14 protein-coding genes are annotated in these 11,045 nt (G+C 69.7%); 6 read left to right on the forward strand and 8 right to left on the reverse strand.

What is annotated here, in order from left to right; translation table 11 throughout:
- Positions 1 to 465, forward strand: a 465-nt coding sequence (locus tag B2284_RS01290) for a hypothetical protein (RefSeq protein ID WP_286697094.1), incomplete at its 5' end; no start/stop codon positions are given.
- A gap of 72 nt (positions 466 to 537) precedes the next feature.
- On the opposite strand, the gene B2284_RS01295 is transcribed toward B2284_RS01290, so the two are convergent.
- Both B2284_RS01295 and ku read right to left on the reverse strand, forming a co-directional pair.
- On the reverse strand, positions 538 to 1,044 hold the full coding sequence (locus tag B2284_RS01295) for a DinB family protein (RefSeq protein ID WP_083607210.1): 507 nt from the start codon (positions 1,042 to 1,044) through the stop codon (positions 538 to 540).
- 39 nt (positions 1,045 to 1,083) lie between these two features.
- Positions 1,084 to 1,878, reverse strand: coding sequence for a non-homologous end joining protein Ku (gene ku / locus B2284_RS01300; RefSeq protein WP_074045716.1), 795 nt, complete (start codon positions 1,876 to 1,878; stop codon positions 1,084 to 1,086).
- Positions 1,879 to 1,927: 49 nt separating this feature from the next.
- On the opposite strand from ku, the gene ligD (B2284_RS01305) reads away from it, so the two are divergent.
- Together ligD (B2284_RS01305) and ligD (B2284_RS01310) are read left to right on the forward strand one after the other, a co-directional pair.
- Positions 1,928 to 2,908: a non-homologous end-joining DNA ligase gene (gene ligD / locus B2284_RS01305; RefSeq protein WP_136788511.1), complete on the forward strand. Its 981-nt coding sequence runs from the start codon at positions 1,928 to 1,930 to the stop codon at positions 2,906 to 2,908.
- Positions 2,905 to 3,783: a non-homologous end-joining DNA ligase gene (gene ligD / locus B2284_RS01310; RefSeq protein WP_074045718.1), complete on the forward strand. Its 879-nt coding sequence runs from the start codon at positions 2,905 to 2,907 to the stop codon at positions 3,781 to 3,783. The genes ligD (B2284_RS01305) and ligD (B2284_RS01310) overlap by 4 nt, the downstream gene beginning before the upstream one ends.
- A 121-nt stretch (positions 3,784 to 3,904) precedes the next feature.
- Here the strand turns inward: ligD (B2284_RS01310) and B2284_RS01315 are convergent, their stop codons facing one another.
- From B2284_RS01315 to B2284_RS01335, 5 genes are all read right to left on the reverse strand, one after another.
- Positions 3,905 to 4,240, reverse strand: a complete 336-nt coding sequence (locus B2284_RS01315) for a histone-like nucleoid-structuring protein Lsr2 (protein ID WP_006943971.1) — start codon at positions 4,238 to 4,240, stop codon at positions 3,905 to 3,907.
- 161 nt (positions 4,241 to 4,401) lie between these two features.
- Positions 4,402 to 4,656 carry a hypothetical protein gene (locus tag B2284_RS01320; protein ID WP_038569485.1) on the reverse strand — a complete coding sequence of 85 codons (255 nt, stop codon included), beginning with the start codon at positions 4,654 to 4,656 and terminating at the stop codon, positions 4,402 to 4,404.
- A 71-nt stretch (positions 4,657 to 4,727) separates the two neighbouring features.
- Positions 4,728 to 5,585 carry a pantoate--beta-alanine ligase gene (gene panC / locus B2284_RS01325; RefSeq protein WP_038569490.1) on the reverse strand — a complete coding sequence of 286 codons (858 nt, stop codon included), beginning with the start codon at positions 5,583 to 5,585 and terminating at the stop codon, positions 4,728 to 4,730.
- Between the two features lie 90 nt (positions 5,586 to 5,675).
- Positions 5,676 to 6,635, reverse strand: coding sequence for a Rossmann-like and DUF2520 domain-containing protein (locus tag B2284_RS01330; RefSeq protein WP_074045719.1), 960 nt, complete (start codon positions 6,633 to 6,635; stop codon positions 5,676 to 5,678).
- Between the two features lie 191 nt (positions 6,636 to 6,826).
- Positions 6,827 to 7,375 carry a P-loop NTPase family protein gene (locus B2284_RS01335; RefSeq protein WP_074045720.1) on the reverse strand — a complete coding sequence of 183 codons (549 nt, stop codon included), beginning with the start codon at positions 7,373 to 7,375 and terminating at the stop codon, positions 6,827 to 6,829.
- Positions 7,376 to 7,445: 70 nt separating this feature from the next.
- Here B2284_RS01335 and B2284_RS01340 point away from each other — a divergent pair, with 70 nt between their 5' ends.
- Both B2284_RS01340 and B2284_RS01345 read left to right on the forward strand, forming a co-directional pair.
- Positions 7,446 to 8,594: an SAM-dependent methyltransferase gene (locus B2284_RS01340; RefSeq protein ID WP_074045721.1), complete on the forward strand. Its 1,149-nt coding sequence runs from the start codon at positions 7,446 to 7,448 to the stop codon at positions 8,592 to 8,594.
- A gap of 292 nt (positions 8,595 to 8,886) precedes the next feature.
- A complete protein-coding gene (locus B2284_RS01345) occupies positions 8,887 to 9,177 on the forward strand; it encodes a hypothetical protein (protein ID WP_006944037.1) in 291 nt (96 codons plus the stop codon).
- 48 nt (positions 9,178 to 9,225) lie between these two features.
- Here B2284_RS01345 and B2284_RS01350 read toward each other — a convergent pair whose 3' ends face one another.
- Positions 9,226 to 9,768, reverse strand: a complete 543-nt coding sequence (locus B2284_RS01350) for a CGNR zinc finger domain-containing protein (protein ID WP_006943974.1) — start codon at positions 9,766 to 9,768, stop codon at positions 9,226 to 9,228.
- Between the two features lie 83 nt (positions 9,769 to 9,851).
- Between B2284_RS01350 and B2284_RS01355 the strand changes: the two genes are divergently transcribed.
- Positions 9,852 to 10,937: an EamA family transporter gene (locus tag B2284_RS01355; RefSeq protein WP_074045722.1), complete on the forward strand. Its 1,086-nt coding sequence runs from the start codon at positions 9,852 to 9,854 to the stop codon at positions 10,935 to 10,937.
- Positions 10,938 to 11,045 lie beyond the last annotated feature (108 nt).

An 11,045-nucleotide genomic window follows, 5' to 3' on the forward strand; every position in this document is an offset into this window, starting at 1 on the left:
GCGCCGCAGGAGCCGTTCTGGCGTCACGTGCCCGGCACGTGGTGGACGCAGCAGCCCGACGTCGACCCATACCTGCCGCTCGCGTCGGCGACGCTGGATGCCGCCGTCACGGCCGGCGATGGCGACGATGATCGCGCCTTCGCCACGCGCGAGGATCCCGTCGCGAGCCCTGCGGACCGCGCCGAGGCCCTGACCAACGACACCGTTCTGACGCTCGCACCCTTCGTCGACGCCCTCGTCGACGAGGACGCGCTCGAGGTATTGACGCTCATCGGCTCGACGCCCGCGCACCTGCACGGTCTCGGCGCCGTCATCCACCTGACGCTGCTCGACGGCCCCCGCTCGCTGGCTGACCTCGTCGACGTCTGCACCGCAACCCTCGGCGAGCACCCGGATGCCAACGCGCTCGTCAGACGTGCGGCCCACGACCTGCTGACGAACCGCGTCGTCCGCGTCATCCGCTGACACCTGCCCCGCTGGGGCGTTCCGCGCCGATCGACATGGCCGGCGCCGCCAACAGCCGGGGCGCCGAGGCGATCACCTCGAGCGGCTACGTTCCATGAGGACCTGTTCGCGCAGGATGTCGGCGTGCCCGCAGTGCTGGGCATGCTCGCGAAGCACGTGGAGCAGGATCCAGCGAACGCTCAACGGGCCGCGCCGGTTTCCTGACCAGATGGTGTCGCCGCCCACCCCATCCACGGCGCGTCGCGATCGTTCGCAGGCGCGAGCGAAAACGTCGAGCACGGACGCCGACGTGTCGGCGTCCGTCAGGTCGAACGACTCGTCGGGCCCGGGCTGCAGGCCGAGTTCTGCACGGCTGCGCCCTGTACGGGCCTCCTCGAACCAGACCCGTTCGACGAACGTCGCGTGCTTCACCAGGCCGAGCAGCGTCGTCTTCGACGGGACGAGCCGACGTCGGGCCTCGGCCTCGCTCAACCCGTCGAGGGACGCAGCGATCATGGCACGGTGCTGGTCGATGAACACCCCGATCTGCTGCTCGAACGAAGCGTCGTAGACGTCGGGCGCGTCGGGGTTCGCCATCATCGTCCGAGTATCACACGGCGCCCAGCGCGGCTGAGCGCGTCAGCTCGCTGCTTCGCCGCGTGCTTTCTTGGCCCGGTCGACGCTGGCCTGCAGGGCGGCGAGCAGGTCGACGACCTCGGCGCTCTCCTCCGGCTTGTCTTCGGGTTCCTTGACCTCGCCGCCCGCGAGCTTGGCCTCGACGACCTCGCGCACGGCCTGCTCGTAGGTGTCCTCGTACGCCTCGGGGTCGAAGTCACCCGACAACGACTCGACGAGCATCGCCGCCATCGCCTGCTCCGAATCCGTCACCTCCGCCTTTGCCTCGAGGACGGCGAAGTCGGGCTCGCGCACCTCGTCGGGCCACAGCAACGTCTGCAGGACGATGGCCTTGCCCTCGACGCGCAGGACGGCCACCGTCACGCGCGTGCGCAACGACACCGTGACGACGGCGACGCGCCCGCTCTCCTCGAGCGCGCTACGCAGCAGGGCGTACGGCTTGAGTGCCGCCTTGTCGGGCTCGAGATAGTAGACCTTGTCGAGCACGAGCGGGCTGATCTGCTCGGCCGGCACGAACCGGTCGACGGCGATCTCCTTGCTCGTGACGAGCGGCAGGTCGGCGAGGTCGGCGTCCGTCAGCACGACCATCTGCCCCTCGGGCGTCTCGTACCCCTTCGCGATGTCGCTGTAGGCGACCTGCTCGCCGTCGATCGAGCAGACACGCTGGTACTTGATGCGTCCGCCGTCCTTCTCGTGCACCTGACGGAACTGCACGTCGTGGTTCTCCGTCGCCGAGTACAGACGTACCGGCACGTTGACGAGGCCGAAACTGACGGCACCCTTCCAGATCGCTCGCATGCCCTTCGCGCCCTTCTCGCTCGTGCGGTGTCACATCTAGGGTGAGCCTATGCGCCCGATGCTCGCGACACCGACACCTCACGTGCCGAGCGGGCCCGCGTGGCGCCACGAGGTGAAGTGGGACGGCATCCGCGCCATCGTCACCGTCCGCGGCGGTGAGGTGACGATCGCGACGCGCTCCGGCGCCGACTGCTCCGCGCGCTTCCCCGAGATCACCGGTTCACGCCTGCGCGACTTCGACGACCTCGTCCTCGACGGCGAGCTCGTCGCCCTGACGAACGGGCGGCCCGACTTCCGCGCCGTCATGCACCGACTCGCCCCCGGCGGCGGACGCTCACGCATGCGCGCCGCCAGCCCCGACGAAGCCGCGGCCCTCGCACGAACTCCTGTGCAGCTCATGACGTTCGACGTGCTGCGCGCCGCCGGGCACGACGTCATCGCCCTGCCGTGGAGCGCGCGTCGTGAACTGCTCGACGGCGCCGGAATCGGTGGCTCGGGCGACGACGGATCGAGCGCCACGGCCTCCGCGATCCAGGTGCCGCCCGCGCACGACGACGGCGACGCGCTACTCGCCGCGACCCGTGACGCGGGCCTCGAGGGCGTCGTCAGCAAGCGCGTCGATTCACCGTATCGCCCGGGCGTGCGCAGCGAGGACTGGCTCAAGAGCGTCCACCGCACCCGCGAGACGTTCGTCGTCCTCGGTTGGCGACCGATCGACGGCACCGTCGGCGCGCTGGGCGCGATCCTCGTCGGCGAATGGGCCGACGCCGAGCTCGTCTATCGCGGACGCGTCGGCACCGGATTCTCGGCCGCGGCCGGGCGCGCGCTGCTCGAGTGGCTGACGCCGGCGCCCGAGCCGGCCGTGCCGCGCGATGCTCTCGCCGCGGAGGACGCCGTCGGCACCCACTGGGTGCGCCCCGAGATCCTCGTCGACGTCACCCACCTGGGGCGCAGCGCGGGCGGGCGGCTGCGTCAGCCCGCATACACCGGGCTGCGCCTCGACATCGCCGCACGTGAGGACGACGCATGAGCCCCGAGGTGAGCCCCACCGTCGTCGAGGTCGACGGGCGGACGCTGCGCCTGACGAATCTCGACAAGATCCTGTACCCCGCGACGGAGACGACGAAGGGTGAGGTACTGCACTATTACGCGAGCGTGGCACCGCGAATTCTCGCGCAGACGAAAGACCGGCCAGTCACCCGGCTGCGTTTTCCGCATGGTGTGGGAAAACTCGAGTTCTTCGAGAAGAACACCCCATCGGGCGCACCGCACTGGATCGAACGCGAAGAGATCGACAAGGTCACCTACCCGTTCGTCGATTCCGTCGCCGCTCTCAGCTATTTCGCGAACCTCGCCTCCCTCGAATTCCACACTCCCCAGTGGCGCTGGCGGGATGGCGAACGCGAAAATCCTGACCGCATCGTCCTCGACCTCGACCCGGGCGCTCCCGCGGGGCTCGACGAATGCGCCGCGGTCGCCGTCATGCTGCATGAACTGCTCGGTTCTCTGGGCTGGCCCAGCGTTCCTGTCACTTCGGGCAGCAAAGGAATGCAGATCTACGCACGCCTCGACGGCACCCATTCGAGTGACGACATTCGCGAGTTCGCCCGCACCCTCGCGGAGAAGCTCACCGAGATGCGCCCCGAACTCATCACCGCGAAGATGACGAAATCACTACGCCCCGGCAAGGTGTTCATCGACTGGTCGCAGAACGTTGCGGCCAAGACGACCATCACCCCATGGTCGCTGCGTGGCCGCAACCGGCCGTTCGTCGCCACGCCGCGAACGTGGGACGAGATCGAGACGGCCCGCACCAAGCCCGGCTCCCTGCGGCAGCTCGACCTCCACGACGTGCTCGACGAACGACTCGACCGGCCCGACCCGATGGACGCCCTGCTCCGCTGAACGAATCAAACAACGAGACAAGAGCACGCAAGCGCGTCGAGCCGACAAGACAGAAGGGCCCTGCATTTTCCACACGGAAAGCACAGGGCCTCTCTGGAAGTTCTTCGCGCCGTGGCGAACGTCAGTTCTTCGTGGCGGCGTCGTAGGCCTTCATGAGGTCGGCCGAGACGCGGCCGCGGTCACTGACCGTCCAGCCGTTCGCGCGGCCCCAGTCACGAATGGCATTGAGGTCGGAACGACCACCGCCGCGCGTCGAGGACGCCTTCGACTGCTGCTTACGACCGCCGACACGACGAGCGTGACCGACCCAGGTGGCGAGAGAATCACGCAGCTTGGCGGCGTTCTCGTCGGACAGGTCGATCTCGTAGTTCACACCGTCGAGGGCGAACTGGATGGTCTCGCTCGCGTCCGAGCCGTCGATGTCGTCTTCCAGCGTGACATGGATGCGCTGAGCCATGATCGGCTCCTTTCGAAGTGCGAATGATTCTGCCTCGCGGGGGCGAGGCGACGAACCCGACATTACCGTCCGATAAGCGAAAGAGCGAAACCCGGCATCCGATTTCGCTCTTTCCCCGAGTATTTTTTCAGACGCAATTCACGCGACTGGAATGGGGGCGATCATTCCGGGGGCGTCGTCGCGCGAGAACTCATCGTTCCGGGTGCAGCCTTCGGCAGGTGCGCATTCTGCAGACGCGCCTCCTCCTCGCCGGGCGCGACGGCACCCTTCGTCAGGTCGTGTTCGCGCTCCCATTGCGCCTGCGCGACGCGTTCACGCCGGTCGCCCTCCATGATGTGACGCAGGATGAGGTAGAACAGGCCGAGAATTCCGATCGACGGAATGAGCGTCTCGATGGCCGGCCACAGGCTGTCCACGGGCTCCACTTCCTTTCACGTGCAGCCGCGTCGCCGGGCCGCTCCAGGTGTTCAGTCTACGAGGCCGCGGTTCAGGCCTCGCGACCGCCGACGACGAGGGGGACGTTGTCGATCAACCGGGTCGTACCGACCTTGGCCGCGACGGCGAGCAGCGCCTCCCCGCGGAAGTACTCGGGCACCTGCTCCAACGTGACCGGGTCGACGAGCACGAGGTAGTCGACGAGGGCCAGCGGTTCGCGCACGAGGACGTCCCGCGCAGCGCGCCGTACAGCGGCAGGGCCGGAGTTACGAGCGGCCTCACCGGCCTGGAGGGCCTTCGACAGGCACAGCGCGACCTCACGGTCGGCGTCGCTCAGATAGGCGTTGCGGCTGCTGAGGGCGAGCCCGTCGGACTCGCGGACGGTCGGTACGCCGACGATCTCGACGGACATGTCGAGGTCACGCACCATGCGCTTGATGAGCAGCAACTGCTGCGCGTCCTTCTGGCCGTAGTAGGCGCGCGTCGGGTGCACGATGTTGAGCAGCTTGTTGACGACCGTCAGCATCCCGTCGAAGTGGCCGGGGCGCGACGCACCTTCGAGGACGCCGCCCAGCGGGCCCGCCGAGACGCGCACGCCCGGCTCACCGTCGGGGTAGACGACGTCAGGGCTCGGAGCAAACACGAGGTCGGCGCCCTCGCGCTCGCAGATCTCCAGGTCGTGCTGCAGCGTGCGGGGGTAGCGCGACAGGTCCTCCCCCGCCGCGAACTGCAGCGGGTTGAGGAAGATCGTGACGACGACGGCGTCGTTCTCCTCGCGCGCGCGACGGATCAGCGTCGCATGCCCCTCGTGCAGGGCCCCCATCGTCATGACGACGCCGACGCTGCCGCCGAGGCGGCCGCGGGCGTCGGCGAACTCGGTGCGGGCGTGGGTGACGACAGGTGCGGTCATGCGTGGCTCCCGGTGGCGTGGTCAGGGACGGGGCTCGAACCTGACGGGGTGGGTGTCGGAGATTGTGGAGGAACGATCGGAGCGGACGGATCAGGGCGTCGGGGGCTCGGGGCCCACCCCGCCCTGGTCTGGTGGCCCGCCGCGCCCCTCGAGCGCGGTGAGGACGGCGTCGATCTGCATCGGGGTGAGAGCGCCGCGCGCCGAGCTGCGTTGCGCGGTCGCGAGCGCGAGCGCGCGGTAGGTCGGGGGAATGTCGAGTGCCACACCAGTGTGGGCGAGCGCCTCGAGCATGTCGAGGTGACGCGTCAACGTGCCCGCGTCGCCGCGCGCGACGGGGCCCGTCAGCGCCTTGTCGCCGCGTTCGAGGGCGTTGTCGAGCGCGGCCTCGAGCAGCGGACGCAGCAGGCGGCCCGGGTCGTCGACGTCGATGCGGCGCAGCAGCTCGGCGGCCTGCGCGACGAGGGTGACGAGGTGGTTCGAGCCGTGCGCGAGCGCCGCGTGGTACTGCGTGCGATCGGCCTCGTCGACGGTGAACGGCTCGCCGCCCATGTCGAGCACGAGCGCGTCGGCGACCATGCGGTGGTCGGGCATCGCCGTGACGGCGAACGGGCAGCCGGCGAGGCGCGTCAGGTCGACCGCGGTGCCGCTGAACGTCATCGCCGGGTGGATCGCGAGCGGCACCCCGCCGGCCTCGACGACGGGCGCGAGCACGCCGATGCCCTGCGCGCCGCTCGTGTGGACGACGATGCGCGGGCCGAGCGTGCCGGGGAAGTCGAGGCCGTGGACCAGAGCGGCGAGTTCGTCGTCGGGCACGGTGAGCAGGACGAGATCGGCGGCCGCTGCGACGCCGGCCGGCTGCTGGACGGGGACTCCGGGCAGCAGCGCCTCAGCCCGCTCGCGGCTCGCCTCGGACACACCGCTGACGGCGACGACGTCATGCCCCGCCTTGCGCAACGCCGCCCCCAGCACCGCACCGACTCGCCCCGCACCGATGACGCCGACGCGCAGGCTCGGCGCACCCGGGAGCGGGGTCGGCTGCTCGAAAGTCACCCGCCCAACGCTACTCCCGTCCGCGAGGTCCTCGAATCACTGCGGGGCCGTGTGCTCGGTGCGGGATGCGCGTTGGTCGCTCGACGGGGGCGCCCGGCGTTCGATGCGTGCGTTTCGGGCCGCTCGACGGGACGCGGCGTCGCACGTCGGGCCGTCAGTGCGGGCGACTCGTTTCGATGCGCTGCCGGCGCTCAGGCGCGGGGCAGTCGCTCGATCAGATGCGTCAGCTCACGTCGCGAACAAACGCGGACGATCGGCAGCTGAGGTCGTCGAGCTGCGACGTCGCCGATGAGCCCCCGGTAGCGCGCGTGGCCCTGCCACGACCAGCGCACGATGTGCTCGGGGTCGGTGAAGAAGGTGCGCAGCGGGCCTTCGGTGTTCCCGTTCCACAGTTCTTGGCGAAACAGACGTCGCCGCAGCGTCCGGCTGACGACCTGCCGCGTCACGGTGCCGCGCGGCAGATCGAGCCAGATGAGCAGCTCGGCGAGCAGGCCACGCACCTCGCTGTATTGCCACTCGGTAACCCACGCCTCGGTCGCGACGAACCGCGCGACGTCGTCATGAAACTGCGGGCGCGGTTGCCACCCGGGGCCGTGGAACAGCGCGTCTATCTCATGATGCGGCACCCCGATCCGATCGCTGACGAGCGCACACGCCGTCGTCTTGCCGCTGCCCGACGGCCCCGCGATGATGACGCGTCGCGCCGGCGGCAGGTCGGCGTCGAGCGAGAGGAAGGGCATGGCCCCATTCTGCCGCTGTCATGGTCGGCACATGGGCGGTCGACGCGTGGGCGCGACGTAGAGTCGCGACGTGACGCAGCAGTTCGAGAACTCCGACATGCCGGTGAGCCACGCGGTGCCGTGGCGCGACGCCTGGCAGGCCGCGCTCTACGGCCGTGACGGTTTCTATCGACGTGACGAGGGCCCCGGGGGCCATTTTGCGACGAGCGCGCAGGGCATTCCCGGCGTCGATGAGGTGCTCGCGCAGGCGATCGTCGCCATGGCCGAACGCATCGACGCGGACGTTGTCGTCGACTTCGCCTGCGGCCGTGGCGAACTGCTCGACACCGTCAGCCGGTTCGTCGATGACGTCGACCTCGTGGGCGTTGACGTCGTCGAGCGTCCGCCCGAACTCAGCAGCCGCATCGCCTGGGTGCGTTCTGCGGGAGGGGCGTCGATTCCGTCGCTCGACGTCATCGCAGGTCGTCGGGCGTTCGTCGTCGCGCACGAGTGGCTCGACGTCGTGCCGTGCGACATCGCGGAGGCTGACGACGACGGTGTCCTGCGCGAGGTACTCGTCACGCTCGACGGGGACGAGACGCTAGGTGCCCCACTCCCTCCCGACGCCGCCCGGTGGGCCGCCCGTCATGCCCCAACGGCGATGCCTGTCCACGTCGGCGATCTTCGTCCACATTCGTCGGCGGCCCAGCCCACGATCGATGCCCCCGACGATCCACCGCCCCACCCCGTGCTTGACGACGCCCTACCTCCGGCCGATGGCCGCGATAACGCCAGCCGTCGCGAACCCGGCGAGCGCGTCGAGATCGGCATGACGCGTGATGCGGCCTGGACGGCGCTCGTCGCGGAGGTGACGCGTCATGCCGCGGCTGGCAGCGTCGTGGTCGGAATCGACTACGCGTCCACAAGCGGTACGCGGCCGCCGTTCGGCACCCTCACCGGCTTCCGTGACGGCAGCGAGTGCGCGCCCGTTCCCGACGGTTCGTGCGACGTGACGGCGCACGTCGCGCTCGATTCCCTCGATGTCGACGACGTGCGCACCCAGCGCGACGTACTGCTCGAACTGTTCGGCGAGCTGGCCCTGGAACCCGTTCCGCTCGCCCTCGCCTCGAGCGACCCACCCGTCTACCTCGCTCGCCTCGCGGCCCGCTCGGCGCTCGCGACGGCCACGCATCCGGGTGGCCTCGGAGCCTTCGCGTGGTTCACGCGCACGATCGGCTGACGCGGCCGCCGCCACCCTCGACCACCCGCAAACGCCCGTCGTGCCGGGTTGTCGCCCCCGCCTGGCACGATCAGCCTCGAGACGCGCCACCTGGCCGCGTCCGGCGAGGGGGAGTCGAACGGCCCACAGCAGCAACGCTTCCGGCGGCGCGAGTCGCGCGACCGAGGCACCCGGCGGGAAAAGTCGAGGCCCGGCCGCGAGCGAACAGGACGCGTCCAGCACCCAGGAGGCGACGTACGAGGATCGCGGCGACGCCGGGTACAAGCAGTCCCTCGGCCACCTGCAGATCCAGATGATCGCCGTCGGCGGCGCCATCGGGGTCGGGCTGTTCCTCGGCTACCGGCGCGCGGTCGCGCGCGGCGACGCTCACGTCGTCGACTTCCGCCTGCCCGGCGCGCCCGTCACGACGTGGATCTGCATCGTCTCCCTCGTCGCCGTCGCGCTCTACGTCATGCTCGACTTCAGTTCGGCGAATTGGTACTACAACCTCGTCGCGGGCGTGCTCATGCTCGTCGGCACGAACGTCGGCTACGAAATCTCGCGACAGCGCCTCGCGCGCAACGGGCTGCCCGACCTCGGCTAAGGTGCTGACGACTGACGCGGCATCGACAGGGCCGAACGGAGCCGAGCGTCAGGACACCGATTCGGCCGCCTTGCGCGCGCGATAGGCGGCGACGTTGGCGCGGTTTCCGCACCCGCGATCGCAGTAGCGGCGGGAGCGGTTCTTCGACAGGTCGACGAGCACTCCCCCGCAGTCACCGGCGCACATCTTGAGGCGGTCGAGTTCGTCGGCGCGGATGACGTCGACGAACGCCATGACGGCGTCGACCGCCATGCGGCTCGCCAGTGGCGCGTCGGACGGCGTCGCGTGCAGGTGGTAATCCCACTCGTCGTGACGCACGAGTTGCGGCAGCGCACGGTACTGCAGCATCACCTCGTTGACGAACGCGACGAGTTCGTCGCGCGACAGTGACCACGCCTCGAGGAATCGGGGGCGCAGGGCGCGCACCTCGTCGAGTTCGGCGTGCGTGCGCTCGTGCGTGCCGGTGTACCCCCAGGACTCGACGAAGGCGTCGAGGTCGGCGATCTCGGTGAGGGTGTCGTCGGGCGTGGCGGTGTTGACGAGCGCGGCGACGGACAGCAGACCGTCCTCCGTGTCATGACCAAAGGGCATTTTGACTCCTGACCTCTTCCAGGTCTAACGTAACCGGTGTTCCTGGTTTTTACCACTTACGCGAGAGTTGGAGGTGTTCCCCCATGGCTCCCAGCCAGATCGCACACGACATCGAGCCCATCCCCGTCGCCACCCGCAGGCGCGCGGGCCGATCCGGCGCGATGTCCCACACGAGCATGGGCCTCATCATCGCCATTGTCTCGTGTGCGGCGTTCGGCACGTCCGGTTCGTTCGCGAAGGCACTGCTCGGCTCCGGGTGGACGCCCGTCACGGCCGTCGCGGCCCGCATCAGCATCGCAGCGCTCGCGCTCGCCATCCCGACGGCGATGGCGCTGAGTGGGCGCTGGCACGTGCTGCGCGACAACATCAAGCCGATCGTGCTCTACGGCATCTTCGGCGTCGCCGGCTGCCAGCTGTTCTACTTCAACGCCGTCACGCACGTCAGCGTCGGTGTCGCACTGCTCATCGAGTACCTCGCGCCGATGCTGCTCGTCGGCTGGGCGTGGGCGCGCTACGGCCGCACGCCGCGGCGCTTGACGATCGCCGGGACGGCTGCGGCCATCGTCGGGCTGCTGTTCGTGCTCGACGTGTTCAACGGTTTCAGCGTCGACCCCATCGGCATCGCGTGGGCGCTGGGCGCCGCGCTGTGCCTGACGGTGTACTTCGTCATCGCGGGCGACGAGGAGTCGGAGCTGCCCCCGATCGCACTCGCCGGTGGCGGCATGAGCGTCGGCGCCGTCATCCTGCTCGCGATGTGCGCACTCGGCGTGCAGCCGGTCTCGGTCAGCACCGCCGACGTCACGTTCGCCGGTTCGCAGATGCCGTTCTGGGTGCCGGTGCTCGGCCTCGCGCTCATCGCTGCGGCCCTCGCCTACGCGACGGGCATCTACGCCGCCCGCGCCCTCGGCACGACGGTCGCGTCGTTCATCTCGCTGCTCGAGGTGCTGTTCGCCGTCGCCTTCGCGTGGATGTTCGTCGGCGAGGCCCCGACGCTCGTCCAGGTCTTCGGCGGCGCGTTCATCGTCGGCGGTGTCGTGCTCGTGCGTCTCGACGAGTCGCGTCACGCGGAGAGCTTCGGCCCCGTCGTCGCGGCCGAGCACGACGCCGAGATCGAACGCTGGCTCGACGAAGTCCGCCCCACGCGCGACGAAGAGTGCGTCACGCGCTGAGCCGCTGAGGGCCTACGGCCGCACGACGCTGTCGCCTCGGCCCGGCATCGACACGAGGTGCGCAACCCACCGGGGTTGCGCACCTCGGAGCCGAAACGCCGCCATGCG

It is taken from the genome of Dermacoccus sp. UBA1591 (genome assembly GCF_002322065.1).
In the GTDB taxonomy this organism is placed as follows: Bacteria; Actinomycetota; Actinomycetes; order Actinomycetales; family Dermatophilaceae; genus Dermacoccus; species Dermacoccus nishinomiyaensis.